13 protein-coding genes and 3 tRNA genes are annotated in these 19414 nt (G+C 33.6%); 13 read left to right on the top strand and 3 right to left on the bottom strand.

Features of this window, described 5'->3' with window-relative positions; translation table 11 throughout:
* Both ACXGQW_RS04835 and ACXGQW_RS04830 read left to right on the top strand, forming a co-directional pair.
* A complete protein-coding gene (locus ACXGQW_RS04835; protein ID WP_457823968.1) occupies positions 1-633 on the top strand; it encodes a hypothetical protein in 633 nt (210 codons plus the stop codon).
* Between the two features lie 203 nt (positions 634-836).
* A complete protein-coding gene (locus ACXGQW_RS04830) occupies positions 837-1394 on the top strand; it encodes an REP-associated tyrosine transposase (RefSeq protein WP_457823967.1) in 558 nt (185 codons plus the stop codon).
* Here ACXGQW_RS04830 and ACXGQW_RS04825 read toward each other — a convergent pair.
* Positions 1391-1582: a hypothetical protein gene (locus ACXGQW_RS04825; RefSeq protein ID WP_457823966.1), complete on the bottom strand. Its 192-nt coding sequence runs from the start codon at positions 1580-1582 to the stop codon at positions 1391-1393. The two genes, ACXGQW_RS04830 and ACXGQW_RS04825, sit on opposite strands and share 4 nt — an antisense overlap.
* A gap of 333 nt (positions 1583-1915) precedes the next feature.
* Here ACXGQW_RS04825 and ACXGQW_RS04820 point away from each other — a divergent pair, with 333 nt between their 5' ends.
* On the top strand, positions 1916-2680 hold the full coding sequence (locus tag ACXGQW_RS04820; protein WP_457823965.1) for an arginine deiminase-related protein: 765 nt from the start codon (positions 1916-1918) through the stop codon (positions 2678-2680).
* Between the two features lie 195 nt (positions 2681-2875).
* On the opposite strand, the gene ACXGQW_RS04815 is transcribed toward ACXGQW_RS04820, so the two are convergent.
* Positions 2876-5428: an ATP-dependent Clp protease ATP-binding subunit gene (locus ACXGQW_RS04815; RefSeq protein ID WP_457823964.1), complete on the bottom strand. Its 2553-nt coding sequence runs from the start codon at positions 5426-5428 to the stop codon at positions 2876-2878.
* A 290-nt stretch (positions 5429-5718) separates the two neighbouring features.
* On the opposite strand from ACXGQW_RS04815, the gene gyrA reads away from it, so the two are divergent.
* The 4 genes from gyrA (at position 5719) to ACXGQW_RS04795 (ending at position 10950) form a co-directional block, all read left to right on the top strand.
* Positions 5719-8220: a DNA gyrase subunit A gene (gyrA, locus tag ACXGQW_RS04810; RefSeq protein ID WP_457823963.1), complete on the top strand. Its 2502-nt coding sequence runs from the start codon at positions 5719-5721 to the stop codon at positions 8218-8220.
* A gap of 36 nt (positions 8221-8256) precedes the next feature.
* The gene (locus ACXGQW_RS04805) at positions 8257-9480 is read left to right on the top strand and encodes a tetratricopeptide repeat protein (RefSeq protein ID WP_457823962.1); all 1224 of its coding nucleotides are present in this window, start codon (positions 8257-8259) and stop codon (positions 9478-9480) included.
* Between the two features lie 115 nt (positions 9481-9595).
* Positions 9596-10291 carry a CoA transferase subunit A gene (locus ACXGQW_RS04800; RefSeq protein ID WP_457823961.1) on the top strand — a complete coding sequence of 232 codons (696 nt, stop codon included), beginning with the start codon at positions 9596-9598 and terminating at the stop codon, positions 10289-10291.
* 5 nt (positions 10292-10296) lie between these two features.
* Entirely contained in the window at positions 10297-10950 is a 654-nt protein-coding gene (locus ACXGQW_RS04795; protein ID WP_457823960.1) for a 3-oxoacid CoA-transferase subunit B, read from the top strand.
* Here ACXGQW_RS04795 and ACXGQW_RS04790 read toward each other — a convergent pair.
* Entirely contained in the window at positions 10943-11713 is a 771-nt protein-coding gene (locus ACXGQW_RS04790; RefSeq protein ID WP_457823959.1) for a C40 family peptidase, read from the bottom strand. The two genes, ACXGQW_RS04795 and ACXGQW_RS04790, sit on opposite strands and share 8 nt — an antisense overlap.
* 257 nt (positions 11714-11970) lie before the next feature.
* Here ACXGQW_RS04790 and ACXGQW_RS04785 point away from each other — a divergent pair, with 257 nt between their 5' ends.
* The 6 genes from ACXGQW_RS04785 (at position 11971) to ACXGQW_RS04760 (ending at position 19373) form a co-directional block, all read left to right on the top strand.
* On the top strand, positions 11971-14031 hold the full coding sequence (locus ACXGQW_RS04785; protein WP_457823958.1) for an HD family phosphohydrolase: 2061 nt from the start codon (positions 11971-11973) through the stop codon (positions 14029-14031).
* Positions 14032-14111: 80 nt separating this feature from the next.
* Positions 14112-14195 (top strand) — tRNA-Ser (locus tag ACXGQW_RS04780).
* A gap of 22 nt (positions 14196-14217) precedes the next feature.
* Positions 14218-14292: transfer RNA gene (locus ACXGQW_RS04775), tRNA-Pro, on the top strand.
* An 8-nt stretch (positions 14293-14300) separates the two neighbouring features.
* Positions 14301-14374, top strand: a tRNA-Arg gene (locus tag ACXGQW_RS04770).
* A gap of 427 nt (positions 14375-14801) precedes the next feature.
* The gene (locus ACXGQW_RS04765) at positions 14802-17384 is read left to right on the top strand and encodes a glycoside hydrolase family 3 protein (protein ID WP_457823957.1); all 2583 of its coding nucleotides are present in this window, start codon (positions 14802-14804) and stop codon (positions 17382-17384) included.
* A 174-nt stretch (positions 17385-17558) separates the two neighbouring features.
* On the top strand, positions 17559-19373 hold the full coding sequence (locus tag ACXGQW_RS04760) for a sodium:solute symporter family protein (protein ID WP_457823956.1): 1815 nt from the start codon (positions 17559-17561) through the stop codon (positions 19371-19373).
* Positions 19374-19414: the final 41 nt, after the last annotated feature.

The raw sequence follows: 19414 nt of genomic DNA, 5'->3' as shown, positions 1-19414 counted from the left end.
ATGAAAAATTTATTATTATTATTATTATTAGTAGTAGGATGTAATCAAGTTGATGACAAAATTAGATCATACAAAGAATTTTATCCTAGCGGATTAATAAAAATTGAAGGTAGCTTATTGTATGATTCTATACAAATAGGTGAATGGAAAGTTTATGATAGTTTAGGTAACGTTAAAAGAATTTTAAATTATAAAAACGTTAATAATTCAACAAGATTGAATACTTATTGGGATTTGAATTCAAATAAGGATACTATTGGGGGAATTGGTTACACAATTATTGGATTTAAAAAGCAGATTAGATTAGATGAGGCCAACCCTATTTGGATAAATCTTACTTATCCTAAGTATTCATTTAATAGTAAAATATATTTTATGTACCCATCCAAAGGAGAAGAAAGATTAGATAGTATTTTTTCAAATATGAATGATATAAGATATGACACTATTTTGAATTTGAAAGACAAAGGGTATGATTACCAGTATGGTAATCTCAAGATTTTTGTAAAAGTTTATTCTGATAGTATTATGGATGGACATGTAAGAGGTATTTTAAAGGAGTCAGATACTATAGAAGGAAAACCTTATGAGAATCAATATTTTATTGATCTAGACTATGAAGTTCTTAATTAACGTGAGTTCGACTTAAGAAACAGTAAGAATTCAGACAAAAAAAGCAGAATGTTTAGTGAATTAAAGTACTGAATTCCCCCGCTAGTCCTAGTTTATAAAATGTTTGCTAGTCCTAGTTTTTAACTAGTACGGTTAGCTACTGAGATACCAATAATAAAAACTACTTTATTTCTTTAGAGTAGTTTTTGTATTTTGTGTTTGCTATGAGTAGGAAATACAAATTTCACAACAAAAACGGTTTATACTTTGTAAGTTTTGCTACTGTCCATTGGATAGATGTATTTACCAGACAAGTATATTTAGATGTTTTATCAGACAGCGTTGTTTATTGCCGAAAAGAAAAAGGGATGGAATTGTATTGCTATTGTTTTATGCCCAGTCACGTACATTTTATTTTTCGCTCTAGTCTAGGAGAACCCTCGGAATTGTTACGAGATTTCAAGAGGCATACTAGTAAAAAAGTATTAGAAGCCATAGCAAATAATCCACAGGAAAGTAGAAAAGAATGGTTGTTATGGATGTTTGAACGAGCAGGAAAAAAGAATGCAACAACAAGTAAATATCAATTTTGGCAACATCACAATCAGCCTATAGAATTATGGAGTGAAAAAGTAATCAAACAAAAAATAGATTACATACATAAGAATCCAATAGAAAGTGGATTTGTAACCAATACTTTAGATTGGAAGTACAGTAGTGCAAGAAATTTTCAAGGAGACCTTACTGTTTTAGAAATAGATGAAATAGGGCTCTTTTTTTAAGAATAAGCTTGTTTTGTTTTTACGTTTTGCAAAAGCCCATCTAATGTATAGAGAATACAATTTTTGTCGTGTTCGGGTAGGTTGTTAAGTTCTTCAAATCTTTTTAACATCTCAGGGTTTTTAAAAATAATGGTATTGTTGCTTTCTCCTAATAAATAACCAACAGTAGTATTTAAGGCTTTAGCCATGTTTAGAACTACATCAATGACCCGTCACTTCGGATTCATAATCCGAGCACACAACTACTTTAGGAGCACTAATATTAAGTTCACAAAACTAATTTGTTTAATAACAGATTGATTTTTGTTATTAGTTCGTTTCAAGATAACTTATTGACAGGTAATACAGCTTTTGAGAAGATAAGGATGAGATTCTGTGTCAGGCACAGAATGACGTTACGTTTTGAATTTTGATAGTTTCAAGAAAAAAATAGTTTAAACAGGAGACAAGGAGTACTAAAAACCTGTGAATTGGATAAAGAACTTTATTTTTGCCTATTCTTATAAAACAAAGAAAAAACAATGCTATTATTAGATTTTAGAAATTGGAAGATTCAAAATTTGGGGATAATTCCCAATACACAGACAGCCTTGTTAAAAAAGGATTTTGAAGTTTTAAAAAATATTTTAAAAACTAATGTGTTAAAAACGGTAACGGAAAAACCACTGAGTCTATCTAGTTTGTTTTTTGAGAATTCGCATACTGTTGCTGTTTCTGCGGTAAGAAATTTAAAATCTTACTACGGTTTAATTGATGAAGTTCTTGATGTAAAAAATAAGGAATTAATTGATTATACAGAAGCTATAAAAGAAGAAGTGTTTTTTTATGGAAGCGAAAGTTTGGTAGCTCACCCGTCATCAGAAATAGCTTTGGCAGGAATTAATCAAAAAACGGACGAATCTTTATTTGAGGAGTACTGCGAAGATTTTGAACTAACTCCTTTTAGCTTCGATTTACCGGATGGTTTATTTACCAGGGATATAGCTTGTTTTTTAGGTACTACACTACTCGTATGTTTAGATTATATAAGTGATAAAAAAACAAAAAAAAGTTTACTTGCAAATCTAAAAATCAATGGGATTGATATCATAACGGTTAGTAAGGAGCAAGTGAGTATGGGGATTTTGAATTTTACAGTTATAAACGATACTGTCTTGATGCCAAAATCTGTAATAGAGATTTTTACTACCGTACAGTTAAATAAATTATCTGAGATTGAAATTATAGAACTATCTCTCTCTTTTTTAGATCAAGCCAATATCAAGTTGAGAGACGTTATCATATAATCAATTTGCTGGTGTATTTCAGCTTGCGATTGGTAAAATCTTTTGAAGTAATGAGGTTTTAGTAATGATGAGATGCTGAAACGAGTTCAGTATGACTAAGCAAAACAAGTGAAAATAAAAAAGCGAGTGGAACATGTTCCACTCGCTTTTTTTAATAACATTCTAAAGTATAAAAGAATCTGCAAAAAAAAGTGCCTACACTTCGGTGTTTTTGGCTTGTTCTATAGAAATAGTTAATTCCTGTTTCTCCTTATCCAAGTTCATTTGAATTGTATCTCCCTCGTTTAAATTGGTATTTACAATTTCCTCTGCCAACGCATCTTCTATATACTTTTGGATAGCACGTTTTAAAGGTCTAGCTCCATATTTCTTATCAAAACCTTTGTCAGCAATATAATCTTTGGCATCATCGCTTAAAACTAAAGTATAACCCAATCCTTGAATTCTTTGAGTCAGTTTAGATAATTCAATGTCAATAATTTTGTGAATGTCTTCTCTTTCCAAAGCATTAAATAAAATAACATCGTCAATTCTATTTAAAAACTCAGGAGCGAACGATTTTTTAAGAGCGCTTTCTATGACACTTTTAATATGCTCATTAGCTTGTGCCTTTTTAGAAGAAGTTCCAAAACCAACACCAGCACCAAAGTCCTTTACTTGTCTTGCCCCAATATTAGAAGTCATAATAACGATAGTATTTCTAAAATCTATCTTACGACCCAAACTATCAGTCACAAAACCGTCGTCTAAAATCTGTAGCAACATATTAAAAACATCAGGGTGAGCCTTTTCAATTTCATCTAATAGAACAATAGAGTAAGGTTTTCTTCTCACTTTTTCTGTTAATTGTCCGCCCTCTTCGTAACCCACGTAACCTGGAGGAGCACCTACCAATCTAGAAATCGCAAACTTCTCCATGTACTCACTCATGTCGATACGAATAAGTGCATCATCAGAATCGAACATTTCATTCGCTAAAATTTTAGCCAATTGCGTTTTACCAACTCCTGTTTGTCCTAGAAAAATGAATGAACCAATAGGTTTGTTGGGATCTTTTAGTCCAACTCTGTTACGCTGAATAGCCTTAATAACTTTGGCAATAGCCTCATCTTGACCAATTACTTTCCCTTTAATAGTTGTTGGCAACTCTCGCAGTTTATTGCTTTCCGCTTCGGCAACTCTATTTACAGGAATTCCCGTCATCATAGAAACAACCTCAGCAACATTCTCTTCAGTTACAGTCTCTCTGTTCTTTTTAGCGGCTTCTTCCCACTGTTGTTGTGCAGAGGCTAGGGCAGCTTCCATATTTTTTTCATCATCTCTTAACTTGGCAGCTTCCTCATATTTTTGCCCATTAACCGCTTTGGTTTTTTTCTCTTTGATGTTTTCCAATTCAGTTTCTAACTGAATGATTTGTTGAGGCACCACAATATTTGTAATATGAATTCTAGATCCGGCCTCGTCCAAAGCATCAATAGCCTTGTCTGGTAAAAATCTATCCGTCATGTAGCGATTGGTTAACTTAACACATGCTTTTAAAGCATCCTCAGTAAAGGTTACATTATGATGATCTTCATATTTAGCCTTGATATTTTGCAATATTTGTAAAGTTTCTTCCTCAGAAGTAGGTTCCACAATCACCTTTTGAAAACGTCTTTCTAAAGCTCCATCTTTTTCAATATTCTGACGATATTCGTCTAAAGTAGTAGCACCAATACATTGTATTTCTCCTCTAGCTAGAGCAGGTTTTAACATATTTGAAGCATCTAAAGAACCTGTGGCACCACCCGCACCAACAATGGTATGAATTTCATCTATGAATAAAATGATATCATCATTCTTCTCCAATTCATTCATCAACGCTTTCATACGCTCTTCAAATTGCCCACGGTACTTAGTACCTGCAACCAAACTAGCCAAGTCTAAAGAAATAACTCTTTTGTTAAAAAGTATTCTAGAAACCTTACGCTGTACTATTCTCAATGCCAATCCTTCTGCAATAGCAGATTTACCTACTCCAGGTTCTCCAATAAGCATTGGATTGTTTTTTTTACGTCTACTTAAAATTTGAGAAACTCTTTCAATTTCCTCTTTACGACCTACAACAGGGTCAAGTTTATCCGTTTCTGCTAAAAAAGTTAGGTCACGCCCAAAATTATCTAAAACAGGTGTTTTAGATTTTTTACTTTGATTTCCGCTAGGGGAACTCTTTTCAAAAGAACCCGAGTTTCCAGAAGGAAAATCCTGTGAACTCTCATTGGTTGGGGATTCAAAAGTATTGTCTATTTCATCCATATTATCATCTCCTTGGCTTAATTGTTTGTAAAGCGATTTAACATCGTTGTAAGAAATATGTAACTTGTCTAAAATTTTAGTAACAGGGTCGTTATCATTTCTTAAAATACACAACAATAACAGTGCAGTATCTACAGTAGTGCTATTGTACAAACGAGCCTCTAAAAAAGTAGATTTAAGCGCTTTTTCAGCTTGTTTGGTTAAGTGTAAATTCTTTTTGTCGGATTGTATTGATGGCAAGCTTGATATTGGGTGTAAAGCCTCAACTTTATGTTTTAAATATTCTAAGTTTACATCCAAAGCAATCAACATATCGTTGGCTTTGCTAGTTTCGTTTCTAATGATTCCTAGAACCAAATGCTCGGTACCAATAAAGTCATGACCTAGTCTAATAGCTTCTTCTTTACTGAAACCAATGACATCCTTTACCTCTTGTGAAAAATTATCATCCATATGCTGTCTTTTTAAGATTAGGTTCTACGTAAATTTAGTAGATTTTTTTTAGATATTTTACAAATAACTTGCCATACTTCTGAAATGCCAAATTGGCTTGTTTTTAGTAGTCTGTTTTTCAGTATTTTAAAAATAAAATATGGATATAAAACATATTTTAACAAACTAAACTTTGAATTTCATTTGTTAATAACTTATCGCTAAATTACGAGCTTGTATCACTTGCAAAATCGCCTAAAAAATGTAAATTGCTATGTTGATAAATAAAATATAACTTAAGAATATTATACATGATTGAAGGAGAAAAGCTAATCCCGATTAATATAGAAGAGCAGATGAAATCTGCATATATTGATTATTCTATGTCTGTAATTGTGTCACGTGCGCTACCAGATGTTAGAGATGGATTAAAGCCTGTACATAGACGTGTGCTTTTTGGAATGCATGAGTTAGGAATTAGGTCTACTGGTGCGTATAAAAAATCTGCAAGAGTAGTAGGAGAGGTATTGGGTAAGTACCATCCGCATGGTGATACATCGGTGTATGACTCAATGGTGCGTATGGCTCAAGACTGGAGTGTGCGCTATATGATGGTAGATGGTCAAGGGAACTTTGGTTCTGTAGATGGAGATAGTCCAGCAGCGATGCGTTATACGGAGGTTCGTATGCAGAAAATTTCTGAAGAGATGTTGTCTGATATCGAGAAAGAAACGATTGATTATAAATTAAATTTTGATGATACTTTAAACGAACCTACAGTTTTACCAACACGTATACCTAACTTGTTAGTAAACGGAGCTTCTGGTATTGCGGTAGGAATGGCTACCAATATGGCCCCTCACAATTTAACTGAGGTGATTAACGGTATTGAAGCTTATATTGATAACAGAGATATTGATATAGATGGTTTGATGGAGTTTATAAAAGCTCCAGATTTTCCTACAGGGGGAATCATTTATGGTTACGACGGTGTAAAGGATGCTTTCCATACTGGTAGAGGTAAAATTGTAATGAGAGCAAAGGCTTCTTTTGAGGAAATTAAAGGAAGAGATTGTATTGTAGTTACGGAAATTCCTTACTTGGTTAACAAAGCAGAAATGATTAAAAAAACTGCGGAGTTAGTTAACGATAAAAAATTAGAAGGAATAGCAAATATACGTGACGAATCTGACCGTAAAGGGATGAGAGTTGTTTATGTTTTAAAGAAAGATGCAATTCCTAACATTGTATTAAACAAGCTTTACAAATATACTTTACTACAAACCTCTTTTAGCGTTAATAACATTGCTTTGGTTAATGGTAAACCAGAAATGTTAAATTTAAAAGATTTAATTTATCACTTTGTAGAGCATAGACACGAGGTAGTAACCCGTAGAACTCAATTCGACCTTAAAAAAGCAGAAGACAGAGCTCACATACTAGAAGGTTTAATTATTGCTTCTGATAACATTGATGAAGTGATTAAAATCATTAGAGCTTCTAAAAGTCAAGATGAGGCTCGTGAAAAATTAATGGCTCGTTTTGATTTAACCGAAGTTCAAGCAAAAGCAATTGTTGCAATGCGCTTGGGGCAGTTAACAGGACTAGAGCAAGATAAATTAAGAGCGGAGTACGATGATTTGATGGTTTTGATTGCAGATTTAAAAGATATTTTAGCGAACGAGCCAAGAAGAATGGAAATCATTAAGAACGAACTAATTGCTATTAGAGACAAGTATGGTGATGAAAGACGTTCTGTAATTGAATATGCAGGAGGTGATATGAGAATTGAGGATATCATTCCTAACTCAAAAGTAGTAGTTACTATATCTCATGCAGGTTATGTTAAACGTACTCCATTATCAGAATACAAAACGCAGAACAGAGGAGGAAAAGGACAGAAAGGAGTAGCCACAAGAAATGAAGATTTCTTAGAACACCTATTTGTAGCTACAAATCATCAGTACATGATGTTCTTTACTCAAAAAGGAAAAGTGTTTTGGATGAGGGTATACGAAATACCAGAAGGAACTAAAGTATCTAAAGGTAGAGCGTTACAAAACTTAATCAACATAGAAAGTGATGATAAAGTAAAAGCCTTTCTAGTTACTCAAGATTTAAAAGATCAAGATTATATCAATAGTCATTATGTTATTATGGCTACTAAAAAAGGTCAGGTTAAAAAGACTTCTTTAGAGCAATACTCAAGACCTAGAACTAATGGAGTTCAAGCCATCACTATTAAAGAAGAGGATGAGTTGCTCGAAGCTAAATTAACTAACGGAAGCAGCCAAGTAATGTTAGCTGTAAAATCTGGGAAGACGATTAGGTTTGAAGAAGAAAAAACAAGACCTATGGGAAGAACAGCATCTGGAGTTAGAGGTATTACCTTGGCTCATGAGCAAGATGAGGTAATTGGCATGATTGCTGTAGATGATATGGAAAGCGATATCCTAGTGGTTTCTGAAAAAGGATATGGAAAACGATCTAGTTTGGAAGATTATCGTATTACAAACAGAGGTGGAAAAGGAGTAAAGACTTTAAACATTTCTGAAAAAACAGGAGATTTGGTTGCTATTAAAAACGTAACTAACGAAGACGATTTGATGATTATTAACAAATCTGGGATTACCATCCGTATGGAGGTAGAACAGTTGAGAACAATGGGTAGAGCCACTCAGGGAGTAAAGTTAATCAACATAAAAAATTCTGATTCTATTGCTGCTGTTGCTAAAGTAATGAAAGACGATGAGGAAGTAGATGAATCATTAGAAACCTCTACTGAAGAAACAGGTAACGAAAACAACTCTTAAACGGAGTTTTAATTTATTTGAATTAATCAATTTTATATGAATAAAATATTATTAGTAGCCCTAAGCACTGTAATTTCCTTTTCTGGAATAGCCCAAAAAAAAGAATTAAAAAGTATTGAGAAAAAACTAATTAATTCCGGAAAAAAGCAAGAAGCAAATGCAGCTTTGAAAGAGATTGATGCTACTGCCAAAGGAACAGAATACGAATCATATTTGTTCTATTTATATGGTAGAAATGCCTTTGGAGACAAAAAAAATGCTGACTACATCACTGCAGCAGAATTTTTTAAAAAGGCAATAAAAAGTGAGCAGGAAAAGGGGCAAGATGACTACACAAAAAAGTCAATAGAGTATTTAAATAATATTCATAATTTTTACTTTGGTAGAATTAGTCAAGCCGTAAAGAAAAAAAACTACAACCAATCAGGAGGTTTTTATGATTTGTATAGTAAGGCTTTTCCTGAAAGAAGGGATTTATTGATACTTTCATTGTTCAATTATCAGCAAGCTAAAAGCGAAGATAAAATGATTGGAGTTTTAGAAAAATTGCTAAAACTAGATCGCAATAATATCTCCTATGCGGCTACAGATAAAAGAACTAAAAGAGTAGATGAATACTTTGATAAGGAAAGTAGAGATTTGATGGTTGAGATTAAAACTCATCACAAACCTGAGGAAATTAAAATTGATGCTAAAACTAGAGTAGAATATTATAATAACTTGGTTAGAATTTATAATAATAAAGGGTCGAATAAAAAGACTCTTAGTACGTTAGATAGAGCTAGAAAAGAGTTTCCTGAGAACGTAAAGTTTATGAACGACTATGCAACTGTAATTTACAAGACAGGAGATAAAAAGGGGTTTGTTAAAGCATTACAAGACGTTGCAAAGTTAGATCCTAATAACAAAAATACATGGCTTAATTTGGGTATAACACATCAGGAGTTAAATAATACTGAAGAGGCTATTTTAGCTTATGATAAAGTAATTGAACTAGATCCTAATTACAGAGGAGCTTATGTAAACAAAGGCTTAGCCATTATGTCTAAAGAAGCTTCTATTATCCAAGAACTAAATCAAAATTTGAACAACCGTAAAAATTATGATGCAATCAAGAAGAAGCTAGATGCGATGTATCAAAAAGCAATTCCTACTTTTGAAAAGGCTTATGAATTGGAAAAAACCGACGGTATTAAAGCAACTCTAATTAATCTTTACAACAGTTTAGGGCAGAAAGACAAAGCTAGTGCAATTCAGTAATAGCTTAGGGTTAAAATACAGTTAAACTCATTATAAAACAAAGGTTTCACTCCAAAGTGAAACCTTTGTTTTTGTTTACGATTGTGTTATCTTTCATAGAATTCAATTAAAAGGTATGATATCTAAAAAAGTAAATTCTGTACAAGAAGCATTAAAAGGTATTACCAACGGCAAGACTTTATTGCTAGGTGGTTTTGGTTTGTGTGGTATTCCAGAAAATGCTATCGCAGAATTAGTTCGTTTAAAAGTACAACAACTAACCTGTGTGTCTAACAATGCTGGGGTAGATAATTTTGGTTTGGGCTTGTTACTTCAAAATAAACAAATAAAAAAAATGGTTTCTTCTTATGTTGGAGAAAACAAAGAGTTCGAAAGACAAATGTTAAACGGAGAAATTGAAGTTGAGTTAATTCCTCAGGGAACATTGGCAGAGCGCTGTAGATCAGCCAAGATGGGAATTCCAGCTTTTTATACACCAGCAGGTGTGGGTACAGAAGTAGCAATAGGCAAAGAGGAAAGGGTTTTTGATAACAAAAGACATTTGCTTGAATATGCAGTACAAGCAGATTTTGCATTGATAAAAGCATGGAAGGGAGACGAGGCAGGAAATATAGTGTTTAAAGGGACTGCCAGAAATTTTAATCAAGTCATGTGTGGGGCTGCTAACATTAATGTGGTTGAGGTCGAAGAACTTTTGCCGGTAGGAGCTTTAGATCCTAACGATATTCATGTTCCAGGTATATTTGTACAGAGAATTTTTAAAGGAAATTTTTATGAAAAAAAAATAGAGAAACTAACGATAACTGAATAACGTTTATGTTAAACAAAGAGCAAATAGCCCATAGAATATCTAAAGAATTACAAGATGGTTTTTACGTAAACTTAGGAATTGGAATTCCTACTTTGGTAGCCAATTACGTTCCTAATGATATTGATGTAGAATTTCAAAGTGAAAATGGTGTGTTAGGTATGGGATCATTCCCAACCAAAAACCAGGTCGATGCCGATATAATTAATGCAGGAAAACAGACGATTACAACTTTGCCAGGAGCTTCTTTTTTTGATTCAGAATTAAGTTTTGGGATGATAAGGGGAAAACATATCGATTTAACGGTTCTTGGAGCGATGGAAGTTTCGCAGCATGGAGATATCGCCAATTGGAAAATTCCCGGAAAAATGGTTAAAGGTATGGGGGGAGCAATGGATTTGGTTGCTAGTGCAAATCAGATTATTGTAGCTATGATGCATACCAATAAAAATGGAGAATCAAAACTATTAAAAAAATGTAGTTTACCTTTAACAGGTGTTGCTTGTGTTAAAAAAATTGTTACTAATTTGGCAGTTTTCACCATAGAAAAAGGCTGCTTTGTTTTACAAGAAACGGCACCCAATGTAAGTGTAGATTATATAAAGAGTGTTACAGAAGGAGATATGATTGTATCGAAAAACTGTAAAGAGATGGTTATATAATTTTTTTAATAACTCTTAGTTTGTGGGTATGTCTTTTACTATCCACATTATAAATACCCAAATGGTCTAACCTGTCAATCCTTACTTTTCCGTGAGCATGTATAATGTAGTTGTCTGCCATCATGATTCCAACATGAATGATACTCCCCTCTTCATTATCAAAAAAAGCAAGATCCCCAGGTTCGCTTTCTTCTATAAAACTTAACACCTCACCCTGTTTGGCTTGGTCTTTAGCATCTCTTTGCAACGTGTATCCGTTAATTTTATATACCAACTGAGTAAGTCCAGAACAATCAATTCCAATAGGAGATTTACCACCCCACAAATAGGGAGAATTTAGAAACTGCAAGGCTGTAGTAATCAGCTTTTCTTTCCCTTGTTTTTCTGATAAAACTTCACCCTCTATGTAAAGTTTTTCTTCTCCTATAGTAAATTTTCCTTGGGTGTAAAAAGGCAAATGAGAACCTATTAAGACGTGCGATAACATATTATTTTGATTCTCCGAAAAATTAATAAGATCATTGGAAACAAACAGTTTCGACTGGTTTAGTGTATGATAATCTTTTTCAGGAATCAGTAAAAATTGCTTATTGTCCAGCCATCCCTCATAGTTATCAAAAGCAAGTCTTATCTTGCTCCATTTATTTCGTATTTCTAAAACTTTAAAATGCTCTCCTAACAACACCTGAGATACCATTTCAGAAGTATCCGATGGTTCTAATCTTAAAGGGATGATACTAAGGTTGCAAATACCGTAATCCATATAGATGTAAAGACTAGCTAACGTTTTTAATAATCAAGGCAGTAGCTCCACCACCACCAAAAAATTGTAGCAAGACCGTAGTTTGCTTGCTTTTGGTTTAAAATATTTATCAAAGAAACAACAATTCTGGCACCTGAGCAACCGAGAATATATTCAAGAGATGGTATTACTTTGTTAGACACTTGTTTTTAGGTGTAAATACAGAGTTAATTTACAAAAATTAATTGTTTATTTTTGAGAGATATCAAATTCAATGAATGAAAAACATTATTAATAGCATTTACCAAAATCAATCTATCATTTACAAGGTCTTTCTATTTGTTATGGTAGTTTTTTCCATTGTCTATTTTTTTCCGAATGGGGGGCAGTTTAAGTACGAGTTTCAGAAAGGAAAACCTTGGCAATACGAAAATTTGCTAGCCCCTTTTGATTTTGCGATTCAAAAAAGCAAGGAAGAAATAGAAGCAGAAAAAGCGAGTATTGCTAAAAAGGCTAATTTATACTTTGTAGTAGATGCGAAAGTTAAAACTGAAGTAATTAAAAAGTTTTCCAACGCTTTTGATGAAAAAATTGAGAAGAGTGATTTAGATTCCAATAACGAGGCTGCCATCTACAAAAAAACAGCTTTGGATTTGATTCGTTATATCTATAAAAAAGGATTTGTAGATGTATCTCAAAAAGAGATATCAGATGCAAATCAGCAGATTTTTATAAGAAAACAGCAAGAAGTCAGCAAGATAGTTTACGACAAATTAATTACCCCAGAAGAAATACTGCCTTTGATTAATAATGTTTTAAAAGATCAGGTAGATTATAACTACAAAAGCATCATTACAAATTTGCTAGCAGAGGTTTTAGAGCCTAACGTATTTTACGATCAAGAATATACTCAAAAAGATATAGATGAGGAGTTACAACTACTTACTTACACCAAAGGTAAAATATCAACAAGAGAGCTCATAATAGCTAGAGGAGATATTGTGGAAGGTAAAAAAATGGAAGTGTTAAATTCTTTAAAGCAAGAATATGAATCCCAGCTGTGGACTAAAAAGAACTACGTTTGGATACTTACGGGTTACATTATTTTGGTATCACTGGCCATGGGAATGCTGATGCTCTTTTTGTATTTGGATAGAAAAGAAATTTACGAGAATAATACACATGTAACATTCATTTTTTTAAATGTGCTACTGATGGTTTTTTTAGAAACCTTAATGATAAAGCAACAAGTAGACTATTTATATGTAGTGCCCATTTGTATACTACCCATCGTAATCAAAGCTTTTTTTGATGCTAGAGTAGCTATGTTTTCTTACTTATTAATGGTGCTAATGTTGGGATTTGTTGTTCCCAATAGTTTTGAATATATCTACTTGCAGACCATTGCAGGTTTTGTTACCATTTTAACTGTTTCAGACATTCATAAAAGAGGAAATCTATTTATATCTGTTATTAAAATAACGTTTGTGTATATGCTAACGTACTTAGCTTTTTACATTATTCACGAAGGAGGTATTAGCCAAATTAAGAGTAATTATTTTATTCTTTTTGCGTTAAATGGAGTGTTATCGTTCTTATCAGTTTTTCTGATTTGGTTGTACGAAAAGTTATTTGGTTTGGTGTCTGACATTACATTATTAGAGTTATCAAACACCAATAGCTTACTGCTAAGAGAATTGAATGAAAAAGCCCCAGGAACGTTTCAGCATTCTATGCAAGTGGCCAATTTGGCCGAGGCAGCAGCAAACGAAATCAATGCAAATGTAATGTTGGTAAGAACAGGAGCTTTGTATCATGATATTGGAAAAATATTAAATCCTTTTTACTTTACAGAAAATCAATCTACAGGAGTTAACCCGCATAACGAACTAACACCAAGAGATAGCGCAAGTATTATTATAGGTCATACTTTAGAAGGAATTGAGTTGGCAAAAAAGTATAGGCTTCCGGATAGAATTATTGATTTTATAAGAACACACCATGGAACTAGTCTGGTATATTATTTTTACAAGAAGGAATTAGATGAAAATTCAGATGAAGTTAACCAAGATGACTTTAGGTATCCAGGACCTATTCCTTTTTCCAAAGAAACATGTATATTAATGATGTGTGATGCTGCAGAGGCAGCTTCAAAGAGTTTACCTGAGCCAACCGCTAGTGCTATTGATGATTTAATAGAGCGCATTGTGGAGAAACAAAAATCCGAAGGACAGTTTTTAAATGCCAACATTACATTGAAAGAAATAGAGAGTGTAAAGAAGGTAATTAAGAAAAAACTTAAAAATATATACCACGTTAGAATCGAGTATCCAGAGTAAAAAAAATAAATAAAAATGTTGGTGTAATTAAAGGAATCTTCTATATTTGCAACCGCTAAACGAAATGGTAAAACATTTTGGGAGAGGTGCCAGAGTGGTAATGGAGCAGATTGCTAATCTGTCGACGGGTAACCGTCGCCAGGGTTCGAGTCCCTGTCTCTCCGCAGATTAAATTGATGACTTTTTCGGGGTGTAGCGTAGCCCGGTCATCGCGCCTCGTTTGGGACGAGGAGGTCGCAGGTTCGAATCCTGCCACCCCGACACAAAACGGTCGCGTAGCTCAGCTGGATAGAGCATCTGCCTTCTAAGCAGACGGTCACAGGTTCGAATCCTGTCGCGATCACATAAAGCCTTAACTCATTGTAGTTGAGGCTTTTTTGTTGCAAAAAACTTCACTTTTTTACTTTCTTTTTTCTTCTGTATTTTAGCTTGGGTACAACATAGGTACAGCCAAATTGCATCATAAAATAAAACACGAATGGTAGAAAAATTTGTAGAATATTAAATAAAAGAGTACAACTACATTGCTAATTATTAGATCTACATCAATGAATCTTTTGAGACTTTTCTGTCAAGGAAAAAATAGTTTGAAAGATATAGTAGTTTCTAATAAAAAGTCTTATTTTAAGGATGCTTTAGTTTAATTTATATTTATTCATTTTAGTTATTATTTTGATAAAGAGTAGCAAAATAGGAGCTATATTATGTGTGAGTTTTATACAGAAAAAATAAATTTGTAAACCCCTAAATAATTATACAATTTTAAAATTATGAAGTTAAAAAATACGTTCACATTTGTTCTCGTTTTTATTAGCTTATCCTCTTTTTCCCAAGTTATGTTGTACAAAAAAATACAACTAGAGGGAGAAACCAGAGTGACGGATTTGCTACATAGAATGACACTGGATGAAAAAATTGATTTTTTAAGTGGTGTTGGTAAAACCGGAGGTCAACTTGGTCAATACGATGGTACCAAAGGAACACCAAGCTTAGATATATCGCCTTTTAAAGTATTCCAAGGTCCCTACGGAGTAAATGCCACGGATTACTTGCGAAAAAATGGAACTTATTACCCAGTTTCGCTTAACATGGCGAGTACATGGAATCAGAATTTAATTGAGCGTTCTATGAATTCTTTAAGTAAAGAGTTGAATGCAGCGGGAGGACAATCCAACTTAGGACCTGCCATGAATATCATTAAAGATTTAAGAGGAGGTCGCAGTTTTGAATACTTTACAGAAGATCCTTTTTTAAATGGAGAAATAGCATCGGCATATGTTAGGGGGATACAATCGCAAAGAAACCTTGCGGTACTCAAACATTTTGTTTGTAACAATCAAGAAAGAGAAAGAGATTTTTTGAATGTTAAAATAAGCGAAAGAGCTCTGAGAGAGATTTATCTGCCAGGGTTTAAAGCAGCAGTACAAAAGGGTGGAGCTTTGGCATTAATGACATCGTACAATAAAATCAATGGAAAGCCAGTAACTGAAAATCAGCATTTGTTGAGTGAAATTTTAAAAGACGAATGGGGATTCCAAGGAATCGTAATGACCAATTGGAATGGATCAGGAGATTCAGCTTCAGAAATGATTCAAGCAGGTGTTGATTTGGAAATGCCATCAGCCAATCAATTCACCAAAGAAAAAATTTTAAAGGCTATTGAAGCGAATCAAATTACGGAATCCAATATAGATGAAATGGTGAGAAGGCTATTAGTAGTAACTTTTGTTTCGGGAGTTGTAGATAATTATCAGTTCGAAAATCCTAAGTTATTGGCGACTAAAGAAAATGCAACCATTGCCAGAAAGTTAGCCGAAGAATCTCTTATTCTGTTAAAAAACGAAGGCAAACTTTTGCCACTAGATAATAAAAAGATAAAGAATATTGCTGTTATAGGTCCCAACGGAAAATATGGACCTCATTTTAGAGAGGGTAAAAGAACTTATCAAATGTTACAAGGTGGTGGTATTTCAAGTGTAGCACCTCCTCTAAATAAAATGATTACTCCAGTAGCAGGATTGAAAGCTTTAAACAAAGGAGCAAAAATAGCTTTTGAACCTGGTTGTTACGGAGATCACGGCTGCACGGAAATTAGAAATCAGTTCTTAGTTTCTAAAAAAGGAAAAACAGGCTTAAATGCTGAGTATTACGATAATGACGATTTTGATGGAGAGCCCATTAAACAATTAGATAGCAATGTATCTTTTGACTGGGGAGAGGCTCCAGCCATTTTACAAAATAGAGATCAACCTTTTTCTGTGAGATGGACAGGAAAGATTAAAGCACCAAAATCTAGATTATACACTTTTGAAATTCAGGCTCAAGGAATAGCTAGAGTATACATCAATAAAAAATTGGTCATCAATAAAAGAAAAAGAGATTTAGGCTGGGACAAATTCGCCATAGGGACTACTTACCTAGAAGAAGGAGTTTATGATATAAGAGTTGAATTTAAAAAGACAACATCATTAAATCAATGTAAATTATTATGGGATTACGGAAATGACGAGTACTTAACAAGAGCAATTAATCTAGCGAAAAAATCTAGAGTCGTTATTATGCCTGTCGGAACTTCTGGTTTAATCGAATCAGAAAAAATAGACAGAGACGAAAAGCTAAATAGAACAGAAAGTTTAGCTTTGTCTTTAGCCCAAGAAAAATTGATAGATGAGGTTTCTAAGGTTAATAAGAACGTAATTGTAGTGGTCTATTCTTCTGGAGTAGTAAGTGAAAAGTGGAGAAGCAAAGTAAAAGCTATTATTCATGCAGGTTTTCCAGGTCAAGAGGGAGGTTATGCTTTGGCAAACGTAATTTACGGAAAAGTAAATCCATCAGGTAAATTAACAGTTACCATTCCCAAATCCGTGGATCAGTACCACAAAGCAACACACACCTCGGCTAAAGAAATAAATTACGATGATGGTGTTTTTGTAGGATATAGACACTTTGAAAAAAACAATTTAGAACCTGCTTACCCTTTTGGATATGGTTTGAGCTACACAACGTTTGATTACTCCAATCTTGTTTGTGTGAGACCTTCTCCCAAAAATAATAAAGTAACAGTTAGGGTTACGGTAAAAAACACAGGTAGTGTGGAAGGTAAAGAGGTTGTTCAATTATACGTGAGCGATGTTAAAAGTAGTGTTGAAAGACCTAAAAAGGAGCTAAAAGCATTCAAAAAAGTAAATTTAGCACCAGGAGAATTTGAAGAAGTTTCTTTCATACTAGATGACCAAGCTTTTGCTTATTTTGATGAAAAATCAAGAAAATGGGTGGTAGAACCTGGAACGTACAATATTATGGTAGGTGGAAATTCCAAAGACATAAAACAGACTTTCTCAATCGCTCTGTAAAAACTAAATTTATTATACAATACCATAGAGCCTAATAGTGTTAAATTACTATTGGGCTTTTTATTGATGGGTAAGTATTCGATATTAAAACACGGGCTATATAATCAATGAGATAGTGTTTAAACGAAGCTATTTTGTTAAATTTAAGTCTTATTTTAATAAACATTCCGTTAAATGATTTCTCTCAGCACTTTTGATTATGTATTAATCGCATTATTTTTTGTTATCACTTTGTTAATAGGTTTTTCGGTTTCAAAAAAATCAGGGAAGAACACGACTGAATTTTTTTTATCGGGAAAAAATATGCCTTGGTGGTTATTGGGTTTATCTATGGTTGCCACAACTTTTTCTACTGATACCCCAAATTTGGTAACAGATATTGTAAGAAATAACGGAGTAGCTGGTAACTGGGTTTGGTGGGCTTTTTTATTAACAGGTCTCCTTACTGTTTTTGTCTATGCAAAGTTATGGAGAAAGTCTGATGTAGATACAGATATAGAGTTTTATGAATTGAGATACGGAGGAAAACCAGCTAAATTCCTAAGAGGATTTAGATCTATCTACTTGGGAGTTGTTTTTAATATCATGGCCATGGCGGGAGTTACTTTAGCTGCAATTAAAATAGGTCAAGTTATGTTAGGATTAGATCCTTGGCAAACTGTTTTGAGTGCAGGTTTAATTACAGTTGTGTTCAGTGCTATTGGAGGATTCAGAGGAGTGGTTTACACTGATTTTTTATTGTTTTTTGTTGCCATGTCGGGTGCTGTTGGTGCTGCTTATTATTTAGTGAATTTGCCAGAGGTTGGAGGTTTGCAGAACTTACTGATACATAAAAATGTAGTTAATAAACTTTCTTTATTTCCAGATTTTTCAGATAAAGAATCATTAATTACTCTGTTAATTATTCCTTTAGCAGTACAATGGTGGAGTTCTTGGTATCCTGGAGCAGAACCTGGAGGAGGAGGTTACATTGCGCAAAGGATGCTAGCCGCAAAAAACGAAAATCATGCCATAGGAGCTACTTTCTTTTTTAATATTATGCACTATGCGTTAAGGCCTTGGCCGTGGATTATTGTTGCCTTAGCTTCTCTAGTTATCTATCCGGATTTAGTGAGTATCAAAGAGGCTTTCCCAAACGTATCAGCAGATAAGTTAGGTCACGATTTAGCATATTCTGCCATGTTAACTAGGTTACCGAGTGGTCTATTAGGTTTAGTATTGGCATCTTTAATAGCTGCTTATATGAGTACCATCTCTACCCATTTAAATTGGGGTGCCTCCTATGTTGTAAATGACTTGTATAAGCAACAAATAAACAGCAATGCTACGGAAAAAGAATTGGTAAGAGTAGGTAAAATTACAACAGTAGTCCTTATGGTTTTTAGTGCGTTATTAGCTCTTTTATTAACGAGTGCGTTACAACTTTTTGATATTATTTTAATGTTTGGAGCAGGTACAGGTCTATTATTTATTTTAAGATGGTTTTGGTGGCGAGTAAATGCTTGGAGTGAAATATCAGCCATGTTATCTTCGGGTATTATTTCAATTCTGTTAAACTTTACATCCTTAAATAATCTATTGTTTAACGATGCAAATGCTTTGCTACCTAGTTGGTCTAAATATCCAATTATTGTAGGGGTTACGACTATGGTCTGGTTATTGGTAACTTACCTTACGCAACCTGAATCTGATAAGGTGCTTTATCAATTTTATAAAAAAACGCAACCTGGAGGTCCTGGCTGGAAAAAAATTGTGGACAGTGCAATTGCAAAGGGCATTTCCATAGACGATTCAAAAGGAAGTTGGAATTTGCCTAGTGGAATTCTAGCTATGCTGTTAGGGTGTGTGGTAATTTATGGAGCGCTGTTTGCTACAGGATATTGGATTTATGGAGCAAGAACAAATGCAATTATATCGTCATTCGTAGTACTTATATCAAGTGTTTTATTGATGATTGTTTGGGAAAAAATAAAGAAGCAGGTTTTTTAATTGCAATTGAATTTTTAAAAATACTTTAAAGAAAAATAAGA

The sequence above is a fragment of the Wenyingzhuangia sp. IMCC45533 genome (assembly GCF_054111225.1).
Note: the sequence above shows the minus strand (reverse complement) of the source record. Positions and strands in the feature narration are given on the sequence as shown.